General features: G+C 68.8%; 25 protein-coding genes. 10 read left to right on the top strand and 15 right to left on the bottom strand.

Features of this window, described 5'->3' with window-relative positions; all coding sequences use genetic code 11:
• Positions 1 to 11 precede the first annotated feature (11 nt).
• Complete coding sequence (locus tag KF780_06485; GenBank protein MBX3561445.1) at positions 12 to 416, top strand: hypothetical protein; 405 nt, start codon at positions 12 to 14, stop codon at positions 414 to 416.
• 13 nt (positions 417 to 429) lie between these two features.
• On the opposite strand, the gene KF780_06480 is transcribed toward KF780_06485, so the two are convergent.
• A complete protein-coding gene (locus KF780_06480; protein ID MBX3561444.1) occupies positions 430 to 621 on the bottom strand; it encodes a hypothetical protein in 192 nt (63 codons plus the stop codon).
• Between the two features lie 49 nt (positions 622 to 670).
• On the opposite strand from KF780_06480, the gene KF780_06475 reads away from it, so the two are divergent.
• Positions 671 to 1,555 carry a class I SAM-dependent methyltransferase gene (locus tag KF780_06475; GenBank protein MBX3561443.1) on the top strand — a complete coding sequence of 295 codons (885 nt, stop codon included), beginning with the start codon at positions 671 to 673 and terminating at the stop codon, positions 1,553 to 1,555.
• A gap of 3 nt (positions 1,556 to 1,558) precedes the next feature.
• Here KF780_06475 and phaR read toward each other — a convergent pair whose 3' ends face one another.
• Positions 1,559 to 2,107 (bottom strand): polyhydroxyalkanoate synthesis repressor PhaR, encoded by a 549-nt coding sequence (phaR, locus tag KF780_06470; GenBank protein MBX3561442.1) that lies wholly within the window; start codon positions 2,105 to 2,107, stop codon positions 1,559 to 1,561.
• A gap of 91 nt (positions 2,108 to 2,198) precedes the next feature.
• Here phaR and KF780_06465 point away from each other — a divergent pair, with 91 nt between their 5' ends.
• Both KF780_06465 and KF780_06460 read left to right on the top strand, forming a co-directional pair.
• Positions 2,199 to 3,185, top strand: coding sequence for an alpha/beta fold hydrolase (locus tag KF780_06465; GenBank protein ID MBX3561441.1), 987 nt, complete (start codon positions 2,199 to 2,201; stop codon positions 3,183 to 3,185).
• 40 nt (positions 3,186 to 3,225) lie between these two features.
• Positions 3,226 to 4,401 carry an acetyl-CoA C-acetyltransferase gene (locus KF780_06460; protein ID MBX3561440.1) on the top strand — a complete coding sequence of 392 codons (1,176 nt, stop codon included), beginning with the start codon at positions 3,226 to 3,228 and terminating at the stop codon, positions 4,399 to 4,401.
• A 220-nt stretch (positions 4,402 to 4,621) separates the two neighbouring features.
• On the opposite strand, the gene alr is transcribed toward KF780_06460, so the two are convergent.
• Positions 4,622 to 5,656, bottom strand: coding sequence for an alanine racemase (gene alr / locus KF780_06455; protein MBX3561439.1), 1,035 nt, complete (start codon positions 5,654 to 5,656; stop codon positions 4,622 to 4,624).
• A gap of 28 nt (positions 5,657 to 5,684) precedes the next feature.
• Entirely contained in the window at positions 5,685 to 7,295 is a 1,611-nt protein-coding gene (locus tag KF780_06450; GenBank protein ID MBX3561438.1) for an MFS transporter, read from the bottom strand.
• Between the two features lie 140 nt (positions 7,296 to 7,435).
• Between KF780_06450 and KF780_06445 the strand changes: the two genes are divergently transcribed.
• Entirely contained in the window at positions 7,436 to 8,218 is a 783-nt protein-coding gene (locus tag KF780_06445) for a dioxygenase (GenBank protein MBX3561437.1), read from the top strand.
• Here the strand turns inward: KF780_06445 and KF780_06440 are convergent.
• A complete protein-coding gene (locus KF780_06440) occupies positions 8,194 to 8,583 on the bottom strand; it encodes a GFA family protein (protein MBX3561436.1) in 390 nt (129 codons plus the stop codon). The genes KF780_06445 and KF780_06440 overlap by 25 nt on opposite strands.
• A gap of 9 nt (positions 8,584 to 8,592) precedes the next feature.
• Here KF780_06440 and KF780_06435 point away from each other — a divergent pair, with 9 nt between their 5' ends.
• Positions 8,593 to 9,075 (top strand): DNA-deoxyinosine glycosylase, encoded by a 483-nt coding sequence (locus KF780_06435; protein MBX3561435.1) that lies wholly within the window; start codon positions 8,593 to 8,595, stop codon positions 9,073 to 9,075.
• Here the strand turns inward: KF780_06435 and KF780_06430 are convergent.
• The gene (locus KF780_06430; protein ID MBX3561434.1) at positions 9,072 to 9,758 is read right to left on the bottom strand and encodes a 3'(2'),5'-bisphosphate nucleotidase CysQ; all 687 of its coding nucleotides are present in this window, start codon (positions 9,756 to 9,758) and stop codon (positions 9,072 to 9,074) included. The two genes, KF780_06435 and KF780_06430, sit on opposite strands and share 4 nt — an antisense overlap.
• Positions 9,759 to 9,910: 152 nt before the next feature.
• Here KF780_06430 and wecB point away from each other — a divergent pair, with 152 nt between their 5' ends.
• The 3 genes from wecB to KF780_06415 are packed head-to-tail and all read left to right on the top strand — an operon-like array spanning position 9,911 to position 14,155.
• On the top strand, positions 9,911 to 11,038 hold the full coding sequence (gene wecB / locus KF780_06425; protein ID MBX3561433.1) for a UDP-N-acetylglucosamine 2-epimerase (non-hydrolyzing): 1,128 nt from the start codon (positions 9,911 to 9,913) through the stop codon (positions 11,036 to 11,038).
• Positions 11,039 to 11,049: 11 nt separating this feature from the next.
• On the top strand, positions 11,050 to 12,189 hold the full coding sequence (locus KF780_06420; GenBank protein ID MBX3561432.1) for an FAD-binding oxidoreductase: 1,140 nt from the start codon (positions 11,050 to 11,052) through the stop codon (positions 12,187 to 12,189).
• Between the two features lie 34 nt (positions 12,190 to 12,223).
• Positions 12,224 to 14,155: a transglycosylase domain-containing protein gene (locus tag KF780_06415; GenBank protein ID MBX3561431.1), complete on the top strand. Its 1,932-nt coding sequence runs from the start codon at positions 12,224 to 12,226 to the stop codon at positions 14,153 to 14,155.
• Positions 14,156 to 14,161: 6 nt separating this feature from the next.
• Here the strand turns inward: KF780_06415 and KF780_06410 are convergent, their stop codons facing one another.
• The 5 genes from KF780_06410 to KF780_06390 all read right to left on the bottom strand — a co-directional run bounded on the left by KF780_06410 (position 14,162) and on the right by KF780_06390 (position 20,384).
• Positions 14,162 to 14,386: a hypothetical protein gene (locus KF780_06410; protein ID MBX3561430.1), complete on the bottom strand. Its 225-nt coding sequence runs from the start codon at positions 14,384 to 14,386 to the stop codon at positions 14,162 to 14,164.
• Positions 14,387 to 14,453: 67 nt separating this feature from the next.
• Complete coding sequence (locus KF780_06405) at positions 14,454 to 16,775, bottom strand: transketolase (protein MBX3561429.1); 2,322 nt, start codon at positions 16,773 to 16,775, stop codon at positions 14,454 to 14,456.
• Positions 16,776 to 16,784: 9 nt separating this feature from the next.
• A complete protein-coding gene (locus tag KF780_06400; GenBank protein MBX3561428.1) occupies positions 16,785 to 18,083 on the bottom strand; it encodes a 2-oxo acid dehydrogenase subunit E2 in 1,299 nt (432 codons plus the stop codon).
• Between the two features lie 7 nt (positions 18,084 to 18,090).
• Entirely contained in the window at positions 18,091 to 19,095 is a 1,005-nt protein-coding gene (locus KF780_06395) for an alpha-ketoacid dehydrogenase subunit beta (protein ID MBX3561427.1), read from the bottom strand.
• Between the two features lie 5 nt (positions 19,096 to 19,100).
• A complete protein-coding gene (locus tag KF780_06390) occupies positions 19,101 to 20,384 on the bottom strand; it encodes a 3-methyl-2-oxobutanoate dehydrogenase (2-methylpropanoyl-transferring) subunit alpha (GenBank protein MBX3561426.1) in 1,284 nt (427 codons plus the stop codon).
• A 97-nt stretch (positions 20,385 to 20,481) separates the two neighbouring features.
• On the opposite strand from KF780_06390, the gene KF780_06385 reads away from it, so the two are divergent.
• The gene (locus KF780_06385; protein ID MBX3561425.1) at positions 20,482 to 20,997 is read left to right on the top strand and encodes a histidine phosphatase family protein; all 516 of its coding nucleotides are present in this window, start codon (positions 20,482 to 20,484) and stop codon (positions 20,995 to 20,997) included.
• A gap of 52 nt (positions 20,998 to 21,049) precedes the next feature.
• Here KF780_06385 and KF780_06380 read toward each other — a convergent pair whose 3' ends face one another.
• From KF780_06380 to KF780_06365, 4 genes are read right to left on the bottom strand one after another with little or no spacing between them, the layout of a single operon-like run.
• Entirely contained in the window at positions 21,050 to 21,283 is a 234-nt protein-coding gene (locus tag KF780_06380) for a hypothetical protein (GenBank protein MBX3561424.1), read from the bottom strand.
• Between the two features lie 27 nt (positions 21,284 to 21,310).
• Positions 21,311 to 21,655, bottom strand: coding sequence for a PspC domain-containing protein (locus KF780_06375; GenBank protein ID MBX3561423.1), 345 nt, complete (start codon positions 21,653 to 21,655; stop codon positions 21,311 to 21,313).
• Positions 21,652 to 22,002, bottom strand: coding sequence for a hypothetical protein (locus KF780_06370; protein ID MBX3561422.1), 351 nt, complete (start codon positions 22,000 to 22,002; stop codon positions 21,652 to 21,654). The genes KF780_06375 and KF780_06370 overlap by 4 nt, the downstream gene beginning before the upstream one ends.
• Positions 21,999 to 22,670, bottom strand: a complete 672-nt coding sequence (locus KF780_06365) for a PspA/IM30 family protein (protein MBX3561421.1) — start codon at positions 22,668 to 22,670, stop codon at positions 21,999 to 22,001. Before KF780_06365 ends, KF780_06370 begins: the two co-directional genes overlap by 4 nt.
• Positions 22,671 to 22,700 lie beyond the last annotated feature (30 nt).

Genomic DNA, 22,700 nt, shown 5'->3' with positions numbered 1-22,700 from the left:
AATTCCGCGATATGAGCGCCGCCTTCAAAATCACCTGCGATCCCGATCGCGATCTGATCCGCATCGCGATGTCCGGTTTCTTCACGCCGGCCGATATCGCCGCTTTTTTCGAGGCGCGGCGCCAGGCTCATGCCCGGCTGCGCTGCGGCCCGAACCGGCACCTGACGCTGAACGACTTGCGCGGCATGAAGATTCAGCCGAGCGAATCGGTCGCCGCTTTCCGCGATCTGCTGTCGGACCCGGCCTATCGCTCCCGCCGCCTCGCCTTCGTCGTCGCATCGACCCTGGCACGCGGCCAGCTCGCCCGCGCCCTTACCGGCCGCGACGCCCGTTTTTTCGAGGATCCGCGCGAAGCCGAAACCTGGTTGCTGGGCGCAGAGGAAGAGGACATGCCGCTCCGCCGCGCGGCGGGCTAGCACGGCGCCCGCCTCAGCGGTGCATCGCCAGAATCGTGAATCCGATCGCTGCGAACAGGGCCGCGACCTGGATGCCGCGCCAGGGAATCCAGCCGGGATCGTCCAGATTCGCGCGCCGCGTCCGCCGCCATTCGGCCAGGCCTGCGACCAGCACGACCAGCAAAGCGGCGATGTCGCCCGCCCACATCCATTCTTGCGTCGTCATGCCCGCTCCGTCATGGGCTATCCCATAACCGATATCTAGGGAGAGACGCATGATCCGCCAGGCCCCCGTTCGCCGCATCGCCGCTTTCGCGGGCGGAGCAGCCTTGCTCGCCGCCGCCGCCGCCATCGCCGCGCAGGACCATTCCGGTCATGGCGGCCAGGACCATTCCGCCCATGCCGGCCATCAGGACTGGCACCACGCGCTTCATGCCGCGGTCGCCGCCGACACGCGCACGCCCGCCAATGTCGCGCGCGATCGCTATCGCCATCCGATGGAGACGCTCGCCTTCTTCGGCGTGCGGCCGACCGACACCGTGGTCGAAATCTGGCCGGGCGGCGGCTGGTACACCGAAATCCTCGCGCCTTACGTCACTCAGGGCGGCGGCACCTATTATGCCGCCGCGATGGGCGAGAACGGCCATAACGGCGTGCGCCGGCTGATGGCCGCCAATGCCGGGCTCTACGGCAACATCCGCACCGCCGCCTTCCCCGCCTGGGAGGCGAGCGAGACGCGCGTGCCGAACGGCACCGCCGACGTCGTCGTCACCTTCCGCAACGTCCACAACTGGCGAATGGGCTATCAGCGCGACAGCCAGCCTTATGGCGAAGAGGCGTTTCGCCAGATGTTCGCGATGCTGCGCCCGGGCGGCACGCTCGGCGTGGTCGATCATCGCCTGCCCGAAAACGCCGACGACGAGCGCGAGCGGACCAGCGGCTATGTGAAGGTCTCGGCCGTGCGCCGCATGGCCGAGGCGGCGGGCTTCCGCTTCGTCGAAGCCTCGGAGATCAACGCCAATCCGCGCGACACCGCCGATTGGCCGCGCGGCGTGTGGACGCTGCCGCCCACCTTCCGGCTCGGCGACGAAGACCGCGAGCGCTATGCCGCGATCGGCGAGAGCGACCGGATGACGCTCCGCTTCGTCAAACCGGAATAAGGGTCAGTCGCCCAGCTTGTCGAGCTTCGTCTGGAGCGCGGCGAGCTGGGCCTTCAATTCGGCCAGCTCGCTCTTCGTGTCGCTCCCGGCCTCGGCGCGGGGCGCCGCCGGGGCGGCCTTGCCGGACGCGGCGGCGGTGAACATCTCCATGTTGCGCCGCGCCAGCTCGGCGAAGGGATTGGCGGCCAGCGCGCCGGCCATCGCGTCGCGCAGCTGGCTCTGGTTGCGCTGCAGCGCATCGAGGCTCGCTTCCAGATATTGCGGCACGATCCCCTGCATCTGATCGCCGTACATGCCGATCAGCTGCCGCAGGAAATTGACCGGCAGCATCTCCGATCCGCGCGCTTCCTCGTCCATGATGATCTGGGTGAGGACGGAGCGGGTGATGTCCTCGCCGCTCTTGGCATCGACCACCTTGAAGTCGCGCTTCTGGCGGACCATCTGCGCGAGCCGCTCCAAAGTGATATAGGCCGAACTTTCGGTGTCATAGAGGCGCCGGTTCGCATATTTCTTGATGATGACGATATCGTCATCGGACCGGGAAGCCGCCATGCCGAACTCCTTTGCTGCGGGAGACAGTGCTCTAGCACCATCTTTTGCCGCGCCGCAACACAGGCCGCGCCCCCTGCCGCTTTTCCTCTCCATGCTGCAGGCAGAAACCGCAGCAAATCCGAAGCGTCTGCGGCGCGCGCTGGCCGGTCTGGCGCGCTATCAGCAGGCCGAACGCATCCCGCCGCCCGCGCCGATGCCGGCGATCGCGACGGCGGAGGGCGCGAGGCTGCGCGACTATGGCGGCGAAGGGCCGTTCGTGCTGTTCGTCCCCTCGCTGATCAATCCGCCCACCGTGCTCGATCTCGGCGAGCGCTCCCTGCTGCGCTGGCTCGCGGCGCGCGGGCATCGCGTGCTGCTGCTCGACTGGGGCTGGCCGGACGCGGCGCGAAGCACCCTCTCCGTCGCCGGCCATGTCGAACGCATCCTGCTGCCGCTGATGGCGGAATTGGGCGAGCCGGTCGATCTTGTCGGCTATTGCCTGGGCGGGACGATGGCCGCCGCAGCCGCCCGCCCCGGCCGCGCGCGGAGTCTCGCGACGATCGCCGCGCCCTGGCATTTCAATGGGTTCGATGACGAATCGCGCGCCGCGCTCGCCCGGCTCTGGGACCAGTCGCGCGCCGTGGCGGACACGCTCGGCGTGCTGCCGATGGAGGTGCTGCAAAGCGCCTTCTGGAATCTCGACCCGGCGCGCACCGTCGCCAAGTTCGAGGCGTTCGCGGCCATGACGGGCGACGCGGCCGCCGCTTTCGTCGCGCTCGAGGACTGGGCCAATGACGGCCCGCCCCTCCCGAAGGCGGCAGCGCGCGAGATGATGGAGGATCTGTTCGGCGCCGACCTCACCGGCACCGGCGCCTGGCGAGTGGCGGGCGAGGTGGTCGATCCCGCGCGGATCCCCGCGCCGATGCTGCACATCGTCTCCACCACCGATCGCATCGTTCCCCATGCCAGCGCCTTCCGCGCCGGCGAACGGCTGGACCTCGCGCTCGGCCATGTCGGCATGGTGGTGGGATCGCGCGGCCGCGACGCGCTGTGGCAACCGCTCGCCGCATGGCTTTCCCGCACCGCAGCAAAGTGCTAGCCCTCGCGTGAAAGTTTCACATCCGAAGAGGCCCGATTCCATGACAGACGTCGTCATCACCGCCGCCAAGCGCACCCCGGTTGGCTCGTTCCTCGGCAGCTTCGCCGCAACGCCCGCGCACGAGCTCGGCCGGGTCGCGATCGAAGCCGCGCTCGCGCAGGCCGGCGTCGCGCCGGACGAGGTCTCGGAGGTGATCCTGGGCCAGGTGCTGACCGCCGCGCAGGGCCAGAATCCCGCCCGCCAGGCGTCGATGGCGGCGGGCGTGCCGAAGGAGATACCGGCCTGGGGGCTTAACCAGGTCTGCGGCTCCGGCCTGCGCGCCGTCGCGCTCGCCGCCCAGGCGATCCAGACCGGCGATTCCGCGATCGTCGTCGCCGGCGGGCAGGAGAGCATGAGCCTCTCCGCCCACGCCCAGCATCTGCGCGGCGGCACCAAGATGGGCGGCCTCGAGCTGATCGACACGATGATCAGGGACGGCCTCACCGACGTCTTCAACGGCTATCACATGGGCATCACCGCCGAGAACCTCGCCGAGCAATATCAGATCACCCGCGACGAGCAGGACGCCTTCGCCACCGCATCCCAGAACAAGGCCTCCGCCGCCCGTGCCGCCGGCCGGTTCAGCGACGAAATCGCCGCCGTGACCGTGAAGAGCCGCAAGGGCGAAACCGTCGTCGACACCGACGAATATATCCGCGACGGCGTCGAGCAGGCTGGCCTTGCCGGCCTGCGCCCCGCCTTCAAGAAGGACGGCACCGTCACCGCCGCCAACGCCTCCGGCCTCAACGACGGCGCCGCCGCGCTCGTGCTGATGAGCCGCGAAGAGGCCGAGCGGCGCGGCGCCCCGATCCTCGCCCGCGTCGCCTCCTGGGCCAGCGCCGGTGTCGATCCCTCGATCATGGGCATCGGCCCCGTGCCCGCCACGAAGCGCGCGCTGGAAAAGGCCGGCTGGACCATCGGCGATCTCGATCTCATCGAAGCCAACGAGGCCTTCGCCGCCCAGGCGCTCGCCGTCGGCAAGGAGCTGGGCTGGGACGCGGACAGGGTCAACGTCAACGGCGGCGCCATCGCCATCGGCCACCCGATCGGCGCCAGCGGCGCGCGCGTGCTGACCACGCTCATCTACGAAATGGGCAAGCGCGACGCGAAGAAAGGTCTCGCCACTTTGTGCATCGGCGGCGGCATGGGCATCGCGCTGTGCGTGGAGCGGGATTGAGGTGCTCCGCCCCGCGCTTGGAATGTAGGATTTCCTCTGTCATCCTCGGGCGACTCGGGCGCTGTCCAGGTCTCCGGCTTTTTGAACCGTCGATCCCCCCATTCCTCCCTGAACCACCCTTGCGGAGGGGGTGCTGGTCCCCGACGTAGCGTGAAGTTCGTCAACTTCCGCACCCGAATCGATGCCGTGCCCGGCCAGCTGAATCCGGCCGGGCACGGACCTAGCGCCAGACCCGCTCGAAGCGCGAGCCGAGCGTCGTCAGCAACTCATACTGGCTGAGGCCGGACTGCGCCGCCGCATCGGGCAGGTCGTAGTCCAACTCCACCCAATCGCCTTCCTCGAGCCTCGGCGCCTCGTCCACGGCGACCGCCAGCAGGTCCATCGACACGCGCCCTGCGACCGGCGCGAAGACCTCGCCGATCCGCGCCCGGCCGCTGTTGGAGAAGCCGCGCAGATAGCCGTCGGCATAGCCGATATTGAGGATCGCCAGTTCGTGCGCGCGCGCGGCGGCGAAGGTGCCGCCATAGCCGACCCGCTCGCCCGGGCCGATCCGGCGGCGTTGGATCACCTGCGCCTCGACATGGACGACCTGCCTTATGCGCCCCGCCGCCTCCGGACGCGGCACGCCGCCGTAGAGGGCGAGACCGGGCCGGGTGAGATCGAAGGCGTATTCCGCCCCCAGGCAGATGCCGGCGCTGTTCGCCAGGCTGCGGCGCTTCGCCGGCGTCTTCGCCGCCACCTCGACGAACGCCGCACACTGCGCGGCATTGGCGGGCGAGTCCTCGTCGGCGCAGGCGAGGTGGCTCATCAGCGTCTCGATCGCGAGGCCGTCGAGCAGGCCCGACGCGGCATCGGCGACCGAAAGCCCCAGCCGGTTCATGCCGGTGTCTACCATCACGTCGCAGGGCCGACCGGTCCCGCGCCAGCGCACCACCTGTTCGGGGCTGTTCAGCACCGGGCGGGCGGGCGAGGCCGACGCCGCCGTCATGTCGTCCGGCCCCACGCCGTGCAGCACCGACAAGGCCACGCCCTCCGACAGCGGCCCCAGCGCCTCTGCCTCCGCCCAGGTCGATACGAAGAAGTCGCGGCACCCCGCCGCCGCCAGCCCCGCCGCCACCTCGCGCGCGCCGAGTCCGTAGCCATCCGCCTTCACCGCCGCGCCGCAGGCCGCGGCGCCGCTCTGGCGCGCCAGCCAGCGCCAGTTCGCGACCAGCGCGTCGCCATCGAGGATCAGCCGCAGCGGACGGTGCACCATGATCGCGCCCGTAACCCGGCCACGCCGCCTAGTCCAACCGCTTTCCGGCCGTTTCGGGCAGCCAGATCGCGGTGACGATCAGCGCCATCGCCACCACCGCCATCGTGTACCACAGGCCCGCGAAGGGATCGCCGCTGCGCGCCACGATATACTGGCTGATGAAAGGCAGGAATCCGCCGAAATAGCCGGTGCCGATATGATAGGGGATCGACATCGAGCTGTAGCGGATGCGGCTCGGGAACAGCTCGGTCAGCAGGGCCGCGACGGGTCCGTAGGTCATCCCCGAAAGCGCGGAGAGGGCGATGATCGCGAGCAGGATGATCGCGATGCGGCTCCCGGTCGGCGTGACCTTGTCGAGCGAATAACCCGCCTCGGCCAGCGCCGCATTGAGCGATTCCGGGCTGGTGTCCGCGATCGGCCGGCCGCCGATGGTCACGACCGCGACCTGCGCGTCGGCTTTCTGGTAATGGAGGCCGAGCCGCGAGAAATGATCGAGCAGCCGGCCGCAGTCCGTCGCCTGGCCGCGCGTCGCGAACGGATTGTAGGCGCAGTCCGGCCCGGCGACGACGATCGGCGCGCGCCGCCCCGCCTCGGCCAGCCCCGGATTGGCCGCGTTGGCGATGACGTGGAAGATCGGGAAGAGCAGCAGCAGGGTCAGCACATAGCCGACCACGATCGGCTTCTTGCGCCCGATCCGGTCGGAGAGCCTGCCGAAGAAGACGAACCAGAACAGCCCGACCACCGCGCCCGCGCCGACCAGCAATTGCGCCGTCGTCTCCTGCACCTTGAGGCCGTTCTGCAGGAAATAGAGCACCTGGAACATCGCCGTGTACCAGATCACGGTGAGCCCCGCCGCGATGCCGAGCATAGCGACCAGGATCAGCTTCACGTTCCGCCAGGTCGAAAAGCTCTCCTTCAGCGGATTGCGGGCCAGCGCGCCCTTGGCCTTCATCGCCTGGAAGACCGGGCTCTCGCTGAGCTTGAGCCGCATCCACAGCGAGATGGCGAGCAGCAGGATCGAGAAGATGAAGGGAAGCCGCCAGCCCCATTCGAACCATTGCGCGTCGGTCAGGAAAAGCTTGGTGCCGAGCACGACGACGAGGCTCAGGATGAATCCCGCCGCCACGCTCGCCTGGATGAAGCCGGTATAGAAGCCGCGCTTGTTCGCCGGCGCATGTTCGGCGACGTAGATCGCCGCGCCGCCATATTCGCCGCCCAGCGCGAGGCCCTGCAGGATGCGCAGCAGGATCAGGATCAGCGGCGCGGCGATGCCCAGTGTCGCATAGCCCGGCAGGAAGCCGATCGCCGCGGTGGCGACGCCCATCAGGGTGATCGTGACGAGGAAGGTGTATTTGCGCCCCAGCCGGTCGCCCAGATAGCCGAACAGCACCGCGCCCAGCGGCCGGAAGCCGAAGCCGACCGCGAAGCCGGCGAGCGCGAGCAGGAACTGCATCGTCTCGTTGCCGGCGGGGAAGAAGGCGCGGCCGATGATCGCGGCGAGCGTGCCGTAGATGAAGAAATCATACCATTCGAAGACCGTGCCGAGCGACGAGGCGATGATGACCTTCCGGTCGCGTTTCGGATCGACGACATAATCGTCGCCCGCCACCGCCTGCCCGTCCGCGACCACGTCCGTCATTCATCCCTCCCCGCTATTTCGCCGGAGACTATGTCGGGAGGAGAACCGCGACAAGCGGCTGCTGGCGTTGCGTGAATGGCAACGAAGAGTTCGCATCGGACCGCATTTCGGAAACGGTGGCGGCGCGTTATATCGGCGCCATGACCCAACCGAGCCTCTTTGTCTCCCACGGCGCGCCGGACCTGCTGCTGAGCGACACTCCTGCCCGCCATTTTCTCGCGGAGCTGGGACAGAAGCTGGCCCGGCCCGACGCGATCGTCATCGCCTCCGCCCATCACGAGGCCGAGGGTGTCGCGGTGCGCGCGCCGGAGCGCTTCCGCACCTGGCACGATTTCGGCAATTTCGATTCTCGGCTGTTCGAGCTGTGTTACGAGCCGCCGGGCGATGCGGCGCTGGCCGATGAGGTCATGCGTCTGCTCGACGCGGCGGGCCTCGAACCACGCCGCGACGAGAGCGACCTGATCGATCACGGCGCCTGGGCGCCGCTCTCGCTCCTCTTCTCCGATGCAGACATCCCCGTCGTGATGGTCTCGATCGACCCGAAACGTGATTCGCGCTGGCACGAGCGAATCGGCCGCGCGCTGGCGCCGCTGCGCGCGCGCAATGTGCTGCTGATCGGATCGGGGAGCATCTCGCACAATCTGCGCGCGGTCTTCGCGCCGGGCTCGGGCGATGACATCGCCTGGGTCGAAGCCTTCACCTCATGGCTCGAAGACACGATCCGGCGCGGCGATGGTGACACGCTGCTCGACGCCATGCGGGAAGCACCCGACGCCGCGCGCAATCATCCGACGGACGAGCATCTGCTCCCGCTCTTCTTCGCTTATGGCGCGGGCGGCGGCGCGGCCGGCCGGCGTCTGCATCACAGTTACACCTGGAACGTGCTGGCGATGGACGCCTATGCCTTCGGCGAGGCCGCCTGACCGAGCCAGGCAACGGCCTGTTCCCAGTTGCGCCCGTCGAAGGCGCGCGCGCTCACCTCAAGCGCCCCCACATCGTCGAGCGCATTGAGGTTCACGCTCCACGCCTCGGGATGCGAGCGCGGCTGGTAGAAGCTCTTCACCCCACAGACCGCGCAGAACAGATGGTCCGCCGCGCCGGTCCCGAACCGGTAGCTGGTGAGACGGTCCGCACCGGACAGTAGCCGGAACGCCTCATGCGGCACGATCAGGTGCCGGAAACCGGTCATCGCGCAGATCGAGCAATTGCAGTCGAGGATCTCGACTGCCTCCGCCACCTCCGCCTCGAACCGCACGGTCTTGCAATGACATCCGCCCTGAACTTTCATGTCCGCCTCATGCACCATTGCTTCCCGCCCGTCACCCGCGCCGACACGCGCCTCCTCGTCCTCGGCAGCCTGCCCGGCATGGCCTCGCTGGCGGCCGGCCGATATTACGCCCATCCGCGCAACCAGTTCTGGCGGCTGATCGGCGATGCGATCGGGAGCGACCTCGTTGCCCTCGATTACGAAGAGCGTCTCGCGGCCCTGCTCGATGCCGGTGTCGGCCTGTGGGATAGCGTCGCTGCGGCGACCCGCAAGGGCAGCCTCGATGCCGATATCCGCCTCCTCGCCGCCAGCGATCTCGCCGCCTTGGCCGCGACATTGCCTTCGCTCAAGGCCGTCGCATTCAACGGCGGCACATCGGCAAGAATCGGCCGCCGTCAGCTCGGCGAGATCAACAATGTCGCGTTGATCGATCTGCCGTCGAGCAGCCCCGCTTATACGCTCGCTTATGAGCGCAAGCGGGCGCAATGGCGCAAGCTCGCCGCCTTTCTCTAGCCCTGCCCGGCGCGCACGAACGCGACCAGCCGTTCCGCCAGTTCCCGTCGGCCGATCACGAGATCGGGCACGCATGTGTCGGCGCGGTTGTAGAGGAGAGGCCCACCGTCGAGGCGGCTCGCATGCAGCCCGGCGCCCAGCGCTACGGCGGCCGGCGCGCAATTGTCCCATTCGCGCTGGCCGCCGGCATGGATGTAGAGATCGGCCTCGCCCGCCACTACCGCCATCGCCTTGGCCCCGGCCGACCCCATTTCCCGCACGTCAGCGCCCAGATGGGCCGCGAGCGCTGCCGCTTGCTCCGGCGGGCGGCTGCGACTGACAAGGAGCAGCGGGCGAAGACGCGGCGCGGCCGGGGCGGCGGGCCGGTCGGAGCGGAAGATCCGTTCCAACGCCGGCACCGCCACCACACCCGCCGCCGGCCGGCCGTCCACGGCGAGGCCGACATGCACCGCCCAATCGTCGCGTCCCTCGCAATATTCGCGGGTGCCGTCGAGCGGATCGATGATCCACACACGCGCGCGCTCCAGCCGCACCGGGTCGTCGGGGCTTTCTTCCGACAGGATCGCATCTTCAGGCCGGTGTCGGCGCAACGCCTCGATCAGGAAGGCATTGGCCGCCTTGTCCGCGGCATGGCCCAGGCCCTGCGGGTCCGCGCAGCTTCCCGCGCGCATCAGCATCAGCATGCGCCCGGCCTCCTCGGCCAGCGCTGCGGCAAGCTCCTCGTCGGTCAATCCGTGCCTCCGCCTTTCGATGCGGTCTGATGCGCCGGCGCGAGGGCCGGCACAAGCTTTGCGCGCCGGACGAGCTGTGCTTAGCTGCGCGCGGGGGAGGCGACATGCGGCTGCTGTCGGTGATCGGGACGAGGCCCGAGGCGGTGAAGATGGCGCCCGTGCTGCTTGCGCTCGCCGCCGAACCGGGTGTCGATTCACGGCTATGCGTGACCGGCCAGCATCGCGAATTGCTCGACGACGTGCTGCGTTTCTTCGATCTCGCACCCGACGTGGATCTCGATCTGATGACCCCGGGGCAGGAGCTCAACGCGCTTATCTCGACGGCCTTGCACCGGCTCGACGCTGTGCTCGCCGAAATCGCGCCCGACCGCGTCATCGTGCAGGGCGACACCAGCACCGCTTATGCTGCGGCGCTGGCCGCGCATCATCGCGGCATCCCGGTCGCCCATGTCGAGGCGGGGCTGCGCACCTATGCCGCAAATCCCTGGCCGGAGGAGGCGAACCGCCGGGCGATCACGCTCCTCGCCGATCTTCACCTCGCGCCCACGCCGGTGGCGGCGGCCAATCTCGCCGCCGAACGCGTGCGTGGGCGCATTGTCGTCACCGGCAATAGCGGCATCGACGCGCTCCACATGGTCCTGGCCCGGTGCGATGCAGCGCGGGATACGATGCCCGACCTGCCCGCCGATCGCCGGTTGATCCTGTTCACCGGCCATCGCCGCGAGCATTTCGGCACGCCGTTCGATGGCATCTGGTCCGCACTCCGCGAGATCGCCAAGCGACCGGACGTCGCGATCCTTTGCTCCGTCCATCCCAACCCCCGGATCAGAGACCCGATCACGGTAGCACTCGGGGATGCGGCCAATATCCGCCTGGTGCCACCGCTCAGCCTCGCCGCTTTCGCGCGGACACTGCGGCGCGCCGATCTGGTGCTTACCGATTCGGGCGGAGTTCAGGAGGAGGCGGCGGCGCTGGGCAGACCGACGCTGGTGCTGCGCGACGCCACCGAAAGGAATGAAGGCATCGCCGCCGGGCTGGCGGTGCTGGTGGGCAGCGATCCGGCGCGGATTGTAAGCGCGACGATGCAATGGCTCGATCGCCCACCCTTCCTTGCCCCTTCGGACGTTTATGGGGACGGCCGGGCGGCCGGCCGGATCGTCGATGCGCTGCTCGGCCACGCCATCGACGAATTCGCTCCCGAAGCGCGTGACCGGCCGACCTGGATCGGCTAGCGGAGCGCGCCATGAATGGTTCGGATTTCCTCATCGTCGGCGGCGGCGTCGCCGGTCTGTCGATGGGAGCGGCGCTGGCCGGGCGCTGGCGCGTGACCGTGCTCGAAGCCGAGGACGCGCTCGGCTATCATTCGTCCGGCCGCAGCGTCTCGTTCAGCCATTACGGCATCGGCGATGCGACAGTGCGCGGCCTTACCCTCGCCAGCCGCCCGTTCTATGAAACGCCGCCCGAGGGTTTCGCCACGGCCCCACTCGCCGCCCGCGCCACCGCGCTCTATTTCGCCCATGCCGGCGACGTGGCCCGGCTCGATGCGCTCGGCGCCGGCATGGCGCGCTTCACCGACGCGATCCGCGCGGTCGATCCGGTGGAGATCGCCCGGCTCTGCCCGATCGTGCGAACCGGCGAAGGCGGCGCCGTCGCCGCTTTGTTCGATCCCACCGGCCTCAAGCTCGACGCCGACGCGTTGCTCCAATCCTGTGTCCGCGCCCTGCGCGGCGCCGGCGGCGCGGTGCTGACCGAGCAGCGGGTCGTCGCGATCGAGCGGCGGGGCGAGCTTTGGGCGGCGCACACAGAAGCGGGCGAGACGTTCGCTGCGCCAATCCTGGTCAACGCTGCTGGCGCCTGGGCCGACCGGATCGCCGCGCTGGCCGGCGTCGCGCCGCTCGGCCTGACACCAAAGCGCCGCACCGTGATCGTCGTCGCGCCGCCCGCCGACGCCGACATCGCCCGCTGGCCGTTCGTCCACAGCGCGGCCAGCGATTTCTATATGCTGCCGGAGGCAGGCCGACTGCTCGTCTCACCGGCCGACGAGGTGGACGACGAACCCTGCGATGCCGGGCCGGACGATTACGATATCGCGCTCGCCGCCGACCGGCTCGAACATTACACGACCCTGTCGGTGCGGCGGATCGCGCATCGCTGGGCGGGTTTGCGCACCTTCACCGTCGATCGCGTGCCCACCGCCGGTTTCGCGCCCGACGCGCCGGGCTTTTTCTGGCTCGCCGGCCAGGGCGGCTACGGTCTGCAGACGGCCCCGGCAATGGCCGGCGCGGCGGCGGCTCTGGCCACCGGCGGAGACTGGCCCGAAACGCTCGCTGAAGTCGGCGTCGCGCCGGCCGACATCAGGCCCGAACGACTGTTCGGCGCTTGATCATCGCCGTCCAAACGTGCTGCTAAGGGCCGATATGGCCGAAGCGGACACAGCCCAGGCTCAGGCACCGGTGGCGCCGAGGCCGTCGCGCGCCCGTCTCGTGCGCCGCGGGCTGAAGCTCGTCGTTCTCCTGTTCGCGCTGATTCTGTTCTGGCTGATCGTCACCGCACCGCTCTCCAGCTCGCTTCAGCCGGCCAACGCACCCGGGCTCACCATTCTCGCCGCCGATGGCGAGCCGATCGCCCGGCGCGGCGCGATCATGGACGAGCCGGTGGATGTGAACGAACTGCCACCCCATGTCGGCCAGGCCTTCGTCGCGATCGAGGACCGACGCTTCTTCCGCCATGTCGGGCTCGATCCCTGGGGCATCGCGCGGGCCTTCGCGCGCAACCTGCGCTCGGGCCGGGTGCGCGAAGGCGGCAGTACGATCAGCCAGCAGCTCGCCAAGACCAGCTTCCTCACGCCCGACCGCACCCCGTCGCGCAAGGCGCAGGAGGCGCTGATCGCGCTGTGGCTGGAGGCGTGGCTTTCCAAGGAGGAGATCCTCAGCCGCTATCTCTCCAACGTCTATTTCGGGGATAATGTCTATGGCCTGCGCGCGGCCGCCCATCATTATTTCGACGTCGAGCCGGAGGAGCTGACGCTGGCCCAGGCGGCGATGCTGGCCGGCGTGGTCAATGCACCCTCTCGACTCGCGCCCACCACCAATCTGGAAGCCGCGCGTGACCGCGCGCGGCTGGTGCTGCGCACGATGGAGGAAGCGGGCTTCATCACCGCCGCCGAGCGCGAAGCCGCCCGTCCCGCGCACGTCCGGCGTGGCGGTGACGACAATGTGCCGACGGGCACCTATTTCGCCGACTGGGTGGTGCCGCAGGCGAGCGAGCTGGAGGAAGGCAGCTATGGCGAGCGCCGCGTGCTGACCACGCTCGACGCCAATCTCCAGCGCATCGCGATGCGCACCATCCGCCGCGCCGGGCTGGGCCGTTCCCAGGCGGCCCTGGTCGCGATGCGGCTGGACGGGCGCGTCGTGGCGATGGTCGGCGGGCGCGATTATGCGCAAAGCCAGTTCAACCGTGCCACCCAGGCGCGCCGCCAGCCGGGCTCCGCCTTCAAGCCCTTCGTCTATCTCGCCGCCTTCCGCGCCGGCCTGACGCCGGACATGCCGGTCGATGACGTGCCGATCCGCCTGGGCGACTGGCAGCCGCGCAATTACGGCAATGCCTATCGCGGCCGCATCACCTTGCGCGAGGCGGTCGCCCAGTCGAGCAATTCGGTCGCGGTGCAGGTGCAGGAGCGGGTGGGGCGCGATGCCGTGATCCGCGCCGCGCGCGATCTCGGCATCACCGCGCCGCTGCGGCCCGATCCCAGCCTCGCGCTCGGCTCGGGCGGCGTCAGCCTGGTCGAGCTCACCGCCGCTTATGCCGCCATCGCCGCCGGGCGGTACCCGATCGTCGCGCGCGGCCTGCCCGAGCCCCCGGCGGGCTGGTTCGGCGGCTCGCTCGCCGATCGGCTGAGCCGCGACCGCGCCTTTCCGATGCTGCGCGACGTGCTCTACGCCGTCGTCAATGACGGCACCGGCCGCGCCGCCGCTCTGTCGGTGCCGACCTTCGGCAAGACCGGCACGACCTCCGATTATCGTGATGCCGTCTTCGTCGGCTTCGCGGGAGACCTCGTCGTGGGCGTCTGGGTCGGCAATGACGACAACCGCCCCCTCCCCGGCACCAGCGGCGGCGGCACGCCGGCCCGCATCTTCCGCACCTTCATGACCGAGGCCCTGGGCATCCGCCCGGCGCGGCGGCCCGCGTCGACTCCGCCGCCGGCGAGCGAGGCCGTCAACCAGACCGATCTTCCGCAGGTGACGCCCCCGCCCTTCCCCGGTCCGCAGCCGGCGCCGCAGCAGCCCGAGGCGCCGCAGGCGGTGACCCAGCCGGCCGCGCCGCGTGAGGAGCCGCGGCCCAGCCAATAAGCCGGATCAGCCGCGCGGCGGCGGCGTGATGTCGGGATTCGCCGCGCGACGGGCACGGCGGCGATCATAGAGTTTCTTCGCGCCATAGGCGCCGATCGCGACCACGCCGATCGGCGTGAAGGCGCGGCGCAACACCCAGGGCACCGCAGCGCCGATCAGCACACCTTTGAGCCCCTGCCCGGGACCGGCCACGCGCCGCCCGATCTCCGCTCCGATCAACTTGCCGATCATGCCCGTCTCCCTACGCACCGGCCTCATTCGCCGGCGAAAGGGAAGATGTGGATGCGCCCGCGCGGTTTCAATCCAGGAACAATTCGGCCGCCGCCTCGACGATCGCGTCCACGTCGATGCGATAGGCGCGGTAGAGATCGGCGAGGTTGCCGGTCTGGCCGAACCGTTCGATCCCGAGCGGGCTGACCTTGTGGCCGGCGACCCCGCCGAGCCAGGAGAGCGCGGCCGGCGCGCCGTCGATCAGCGTGACCAGCCCGGCATTGCGCGACAGCGGCGCGAGCAGCGTCTCGACATGGCTGGGCGCCGGCTTGCCCCCGGTCCAGCGCGCCGCGTTGCGCGCGCTCCAGCCGCGATGGAGGAGGTCCGGTGAGGTGACGGCGAGCAGGCCGAGGCCCGGCACATCGTCCTTGAGCGCCTCCCAGGCGGCCAGCGCCTCCGGCGCCAGCGCGCCGCTATAGACCAAAGCCGCCTGTGCGTCCGGCGCGGGCTCGCGGAGCCAATAGCCCCCGGCGAGCGCATCGTCGCGCCAGCCATCGCCGTCCCGCGCGACCTGCGCGATGCTGCGGGTGGACAGGCGGAGATAGACGCTCTCGCCGTCCTCGGTCTGCAGCAGCCGGAAGCTCTCTTCCATCAGCAGCGCCAGCTCGTCGGCAAAGGCCGGCTCGTAATGACGCAGGCCCGGCTGGCCCATCGCGATGAGCGGCGGGTTGATCGACTGGTGCGCGCCGCCTTCCGGCCCCAACGTCAGGCCCGAGGGCGTCGCCACCAGCAGGAAGCGCGCATCCTGGTAGCAGGCATAATTGAGCGCATCGAGGCCGCGCGCGATGAAGGGATCGTAGACCGTGCCGACCGGGAACAGCCGGTCGCCGAACAGATCGCCGGCCAGCCCGAGCGCGGCCAGCATCAGGAACAGATTGTTCTCCGCGATGCCCAGCTCGATATGCTGGCCCGCCTTGCCGCCCGCCCATTTCTGGGCCGAGGGGATCTTCGCGGCGGCAAACACATCGGCGAGTTCCTGTCGACGAAACAAACCTCTCTGGTTCACGAAGGCGCCGAGATTGGTCGAGACCGTCACGTCCGGCGAAGTCGTCACGATCCGGTCCGCCAGCGGTCCCCCCGCCTTGGCCAGATCGAGCAGGATGCGCCCGAACGCCGCCTGGGTGGATTGCTCTTCGCCCGACGGGGCCGCGATTGCCGGCACCTCGGCGACGTTCCAGCGCCGCGCCTTTTTCTCGCGCGCGAAGGCGCTGCGCTCCGCCAGCGCTTTCGCCGCTTCGGCGCTGTTGCCGCCGAGGCCCGCCCAGGGTTCCCATTCCGCGCCTTGCGCGATCCCCATGCTGTCGCGCAAGGTCGCGATCTGGCCGGGATTCATCAGGCCGGCATGATTGTCCTTGTGGCCCGCGAAAGGCAGCCCGAAGCCCTTGATCGTGTACGCGATGAAGAAGGTGGGCACATCGTCCCGCGCGCCGTCAAAGGCTTCGACCAGGGTCTCCATGCAATGCCCGCCGAGCCCGGTCATCAGCGCGGCCAGCGCCTCGTCGTCGCGCGCGTCGAGGATCGGCTTGATCGCCTTGCCCAGATCCTTCTCCAGCCGCGCCCGCCATGCCGCGCCGCCGAGGTAGGTGAGCGCCGCATAATCGACGTTCGGGCATTGATCGATCCAGTTGCGCAGCGTCGCGCCGCCCTTCTCGCGAAACGCCGCCTGCTGCGCCTTGCCATATTTCAGCGTGACGACCCGCCAGCCGCAGGTCTCGAAAATGTCGTCGAAGCGGCTGAACATCCGGTCGGCCGTGGTCGCGTCCAGGCTCTGGCGGTTATAGTCGACGATCCACCAGCAATTGCGGATGTCGTGCTTGGCCGCCTCGATCAGGCATTCGTAGATATTGCCCTCGTCCAGCTCGGCATCGCCCATCAGCGCGATCATCCGCCCCGTCTCGGCCGGCTCCATCATGCCGTGCGCGATCAGATAGTCCTGCACAAGACTGGCAAAGGCGGTGACCGCCACGCCCAATCCCACCGATCCGGTCGAGAAATCCACCGGTATCCGGTCCTTGGTCCGGCTCGGATAGCTCTGCATCCCGCCGAAGCCGCGAAACGCCTCCAGCTGTTCGCGCGTCTGCGAGCCCAGCAGATAGTGGATCGCGTGCAGCACCGGCCCGGCATGGGGCTTCACCGCCACCTTGTCGTTCGGACCCAGCGCATGGAAATAGAGCGCCGCCATGATCGCCGTCATCGACGCGCAGGACGCCTGATGGCCGCCGACCTTCAGCCCGTCCGCGCTTGTCCGCAGATGGTTCGCATTGTGGATCGTCCACGCGGACAACCAGCGCAACCGGTCATCCAGCAGCTTCAGCGCATCGAGATCAGCGCTCTCGGTCTTCTTCAGCATGTCAGGGCTTCAGGTCGACAGCAGCTTCAGCGGGTTCTCGATCAGGCCCTTCAGATCGCGCATGAACTCGGCCGCGTCCCAGCCGTCCACCACGCGGTGATCGCAGGACAGCGACAAGTTCATCAGCTTCCTGATCTCCAGATCGCCGTCCACCACGACCGGCGCCTCGCGCACCTTGTTGACCGCGACGATGCCGACCTCGGGCCGGTTGATGACCGGCGTCGAGGTGATGCCGCCCATCGGGCCGAGGCTGGAGATGGTGAAGGTCGATCCCGACAGCTCCTCGCGGCTCGCCTTGCCGGTCCGCGCCGCGTCGGCGAGGCGCGCCACCTCGGCGGCGAGGTTCCACAGATCACGGCCCTGCGCGTCGCGGATGACGGCGACCATCAGGCCGTTCGGCGTCTGCGTCGCCATGCCCATATGGACCGCGCCGTGGCGGGTGACGACCTGCGCGTCGTCGTCATAGGTCGCGTTGATCTGCGGATATCTGGCCAGCATCCGCGCGAAGGCGGTGATCAGGAAGGGCAGCATGGTGAGCTTGGGATTGTCGCCCCGGTCCCGGTTCATCATCGCGCGGGTCTGCTCCAGCGCGGTGACGTCATATTCCTCGACCAGGGTGAAATGCGGGATGCGGCGCTTCGCCTCCTGCATGTTCTCTGCGATCTTGCGGCGCAGGCCCACCACCTTGATCGTCTCGTCCGCCCGGCGCGGCACAGGGCCACCCGCAACCCCACCGCCATTGTAGAGAAGATAGGCGTCGAGATCGGCGTGGCGGACGCGATCGCCGGCATATTTCACCCGGGTGAGATCGATCCCCAGATCGCGCGCCCGCTGGCGCACGGCGGGGGAGGCCTGGACGGCCTTCTTCGCCCCCTCCCCGTTCGGGCTGAGCTTGTCGAAGCCCTTTCCTTCCTCTTTTGAAGAAGGCAGCCCTTCGACAGGCTCAGGGCGAACGGCGGGGGCTTCATTCACCACCGGAATCGCCTTTTCCTGCGCCTCGGTCGGCTCCACCAGCCCATCGGACAGCGCCACCGTATCTTCGCGCGCCTCTTCCGCCGGCGCCTCGCCCTCAACCTCGAATTCGACCAGCACCGATCCGATCGGAATCTGGTCGCCCACCTCACCGGCCAGACTCACCACCTTCCCGGCGACCGGGCTTTCCATCTCCACCGTCGCCTTGTCGGTCATCATGTCGGCGATCTGCTGGTCCTCGCCGACCGTGTCGCCGACCTTGATATGCCAGGCGACGATCTCGGCCTCGGCGATGCCTTCGCCGATGTCGGGCAGCTTGAATTGGTAGCGCGCCATGGCCGTCTCAGTCCTCCAATGCCTGCTTGAACGCGGTGCCGAGCCGGATCGGGCCCGGGAAATAGGCCCATTCCAGGCTGTGCGGATAGGGCGTGTCCCAGCCCGTCGCGCGCTGCACCGGCGCTTCGAGATGATAGAAGCAGCGCTCCTGGACGAGCGCCGCCAGTTCCGCGCCGAAGCCGGCGGTGCGCGTCGCCTCGTGAACGACGACGCAGCGGCCGGTCTTCTTCACCGATTGCTCGATCGCCTCGATGTCGACCGGGACGATCGTGCGCAGGTCGATCACTTCCGCATCGATCCCCGCCGCCTCGGCCGCCGCCAGCGCGACATGGACCATCGTGCCGTAAGCCAGGATGGTGAGCTGCTCGCCTTCGCGCACCACCGCCGCCTTGCCGATCGGCACGGTATAATGCCCTTCCGGAACTTCGGACGCTTCATGCTTGGCCCAGGGCGTCACCGGCCGGTCGAAGAAGCCGTCGAACGGGCCGTTATAGATGCGCTTGGGCTCGAAGAAGACGACCGGGTCGTTGCTCTCGATCGCCGAGATGAGCAGCCCCTTGGCGTCATGGGGATTGGACGGGATCACCGTCGTGATGCCGGCGATATGGGCGAACAGGGCCTCGGGCGACTGGCTGTGCGTCTGTCCGCCGAAGATGCCGCCGCCATAAGGCGATCGGATGGTCAGCGGCACGCACCATTCGCCGGCGGTGCGATAGCGGATCCGCGCGGCTTCGGAGACGATCTGGTCGAAGCCCGGATAGATGTAGTCGGCGAACTGGATTTCCGCGATCGGTCGCAGGCCATAGGTCGCCATGCCGATCGCGACACCCATGATCCCGCCCTCGGAGATCGGCGTGTCGAACACCCGCGACCGGCCATATGTCTTCTGCAGCCCCTCGGTGGCGCGGAAGACGCCGCCGAAAAAGCCGACATCCTCGCCCAGCGCGACGGTCGAATCGTCCCGCTCCATCATCACATGATGGGCGCTGTTGATCGCCTGGATCATGTTCATGACGGTCATTTCTTCTTCGCCTCCAGCTCGGCGACCATCTGGGCCTGCTGCTCCTTCAGATGCCAGGGCATCTCTTCATAGACGTCCTCGAACATGGTCCGGACATCCTGCGGAAAGTCGATCGTCGAGGCGACGAGGGTGCCCTGCTTCTCCGCCTCCTTCTGCGCGGCGCGGACCTCGGCATCGACCTTCGCCGTCAGCGCCTCGTGACGCGCATCGTCCCATTCGCCCAACCCGACGAGATGCCGCTTCAGCCGCTCGATCGGATCGCCCAGCGGCCATTGCCGGCCCGCGCCCTGCGGCCGGTAGGCATTGGGATCGTCGGACGTGGAATGGCCCTCGACCCGGTAGGTGAACATCTCGATCAGGGTCGGCCCGAGATTGGAGCGCGCCCGGTCTGCCGCCCACCGGGTCGCGGCATAGACCGCCAGCGCGTCATTGCCGTCCACCCGTAGGCCGGCGATGCCATAACCCACCGCGCGCGCCGCGAAGGTCGTCAGCTCGCCCCCCGCGATGCCGGAGAAGGACGAGATCGCCCATTGATTGTTGACGACGTTGAGGATCACCGGCGCGCGATAGACTCCGGCGAAGGTGACGGCGCTGTGGAAATCGCCCTCCGCCGTCGATCCGTCGCCGATCCAGGCGGCGGCGATCCGGCTGTCGCCCTTGATCGCGCTGCCCATCGCCCAGCCCACCGCCTGCGGATATTGGGTGCCGAGATTGCCGGAAATGGAGAAGAAGCCCTTCTTCTTGTCCGAATACATGATCGGCAGCTGGCGCCCCTTCAGCCGGTCGCCGCGGTTCGAATAGATCTGGTTCATCATCTCGACCATCGGATAGCCGCGCGCGACAAGCAGCCCCTGCTGGCGATAGGTCGGGAAGCACATGTCCTCGCCGTCCAGCGCATGGGCCGCGGCCACCGCCACCGCCTCCTCACCGAGCGACTTCATGTAGAAGCTGGTCTTGCCCTGCCGCTGCGCGCGGAACATCCGCTCGTCGAAGGCGCGCACCGTCAGCATGTCCTTCAGCATCCGGCGCAGCGTGTCGGCATCGAGCCGGGGATCCCACGGCCCCGTCGCCTTGCCGTCCTCGTCGAGGACGCGCACCAGCGTGAAGCACAAGGGATGGGTGTCGGCGGCGGGGGCGGAAACGTCCGGGCGCGGCACGCTGCCGGCGGCGGGAATCTCGATTCGGCTGAAATCCACCTCGTCGCCGGGCCGCGCTTCGGGCTCGGGAACGTGGAGGGAGAGCGCCGGACGGTTGCTGCGGCGCTCGGTCTTGCTGGGCATCCTCGATCCTGTGTCTGCTGTCCGGGCGAGCCCTAGAGGATTTTTCCGGGCGTTGCACCCCTTGTCGCTTCGTGCCACGCGTTCGGTGTCACGGCGATTGGAGACCCTCATGCCGCACCCGCACTGGTTCACGCCGCTCGCCTTGCTCGCCGCTTTGCTGCTGCCCGCATGCGCCGCCACCGCCGACATGGTGCCGTCCGATCCGGCCATCTATGTCGTGCGGCATCTGCACACACCCGAAGGCGAGCGCGATCCCGATCTGCTGCCGGAGGGTCAGCGCGTTGCTATCCTGCTCGGTGACCGGCTGGCCGGAGAACGGATCGCGGCGATCTATATCAGCGATTTCAAGCGCACCCGTCAGACCGCCGGCCCGCTCGCCGAACGGCTCGGTCTGGAGCCCATTCTCTACGATCCTCGCGACACGCCGGCGCTCGTCGCCCGCGTCCGCGCCGGGCCCCTGCCAGCTTTGATCATCGGTCACAGCAACACCGTGCCGGACATCGTCGATCAGCTCGGCGGAACGCGGCCCGCCGATCTTTCCCATCCCGATTTCGGCGATCTCTGGCGGGTCGGCCCGGACGGCGCGACGATCCGCGCGCGAATCGAACCATGAATAGGGCCTCTCCCCTGAGAGGTGGGAGAGGCCCGTCCCCGCTCGGGGAAACCTAGGGATCGATGCAGGCCGCGATCGATTCCAGCTTGCGCACCCGCTCTTTCAGGTCCGCCATCTCGATCAGGTCGGCCGCCGCGCCACGCGGCTCGCGCCGGCCCACGCCGCTCAGCTCCATCCGCTTGACCTCAAGCCAGCCCTGCCAGCCTTTCAGGCCCGCCACGACGGTGACGCACAGGCCGGTCAGGGCGAAGCTCGCCAGGGTGACGGTGGTCATGATCTCGTCCATGTCCTCCTCCCTCTCTTCAATTCTCGATCAGCGCAGGTCTTCGATCTCGCGGGCGAGGCGGCTGTTGGCGCTGGCCGAACAGGTCTCGATCGCGCGCAGCCGCAGCTCGTCGCGCCGCAGCCGGTCCGGCGATGCCTCGTCGCGCGCCCCGATCCGCTCCCGATTGCCGCCCCGGCCCTGGAAATGGCCGTAGGCGGCCAGGCCGCAATAGGCGACGAGTGCGACGGTGAAGCTCGCGAACAAGGCGATCAGCACCACGCCGATGCGCACCACGGTCGCATCCACGCCGGTCGTCCGGGCGATTCCGGCACACACGCCGAGCAGCTTGCCCTCGTCCCGGTCCAGCTCGAACTTCACGCCCCGCATGCTCATTTCACCCTCCTCGTCTCCGGGCTCTTCTCGCCCGCTTCAAACAGCTCTTGCCCGCGCGGCTCGATCCGACGCGGCGTCTCGTTGACGTCGCCCACGGCGCGTTCCAGCACCGCCAGCCGGTCCTCCATCCGTTCGATCAGGCGGACCATCTCCTCGGCGGTCGCGGCATCGATCTCCCGCGCCTCCGGCTTGCGTCCCCGCTGCCGGCGCTCCTCGCGTACATGGCGCGGCGGACGGACCATCAGCCAGACCACGAACGCCCCGATCGCCATCATCACGATGGTGCCGACGACGATCGCCAATTCGATCGCCTGGCCGATATCGGTGCCGTCGATCGAAAACGTCATGCCGCTTCCTTCCGCACCCGGGCCTTCATCGCCTCAAGCTCGGCATCGACCCGTTCGGCGACCTTCAATTCGGCGATCTCCTCCTCGAGCGACTTGGGCGGCGCGGCGAGCGCCAGCGCTTCGGCATGGCCTTCGGCGAGGTCCGCCTGACGCTCGAGCAGGGCGAAGCTGGAAAATGCCTCTTCGACGCGCGAGCCGGCATACATTTCGCGCATCCGCACGCGGTTCTCCGCGCTTTCGATCCGGGTCGCGATCGCCGCCTGGCGGCTGCGCGCCTCGCGCAGCTTGGCCTGGAGCTTGGTGATGTCCGCCTCGGACGCGCGCAGCGCCGCGTCGATCTCGGCGACTTCCCGCGTCAGCTCGTCGGCCAGGTCGGTGAGCTTCTCCTTCTCCATCAAAGCGGCGCGGGCGAGATCGTCGCGGCCGCGGGAGAGCGCGAGCTCCGCGCGCTCGGTCCAGCTCTCCTGGAGCGTGGCGAGCTGCGCGATCTGCCGGCGCTTCTCCTTCTGGTCGGCGATGCTGCGCGCCGCCGAGGCCCGGACTTCGACCAAAGTCTCTTCCATCTCGAGGATGACCACGCGGATCGTCTTCGCCGGATCGTTCGACCGTTCGACCAGGTCGATCACGTTGGCGGCGATGATGTCGCGGGTGCGGGAGAAGATGCTCATTGGCGGGTGGTCCTTGGCGGAGGCGGATCG

This window comes from Sphingomonas sp., assembly GCA_019635535.1.
Lineage (GTDB): Bacteria > Pseudomonadota > Alphaproteobacteria > Sphingomonadales > Sphingomonadaceae > Allosphingosinicella.
The sequence above is the reverse complement of the archived record's forward strand: the minus strand, read 5'-3'. Positions and strand labels throughout refer to the sequence as shown.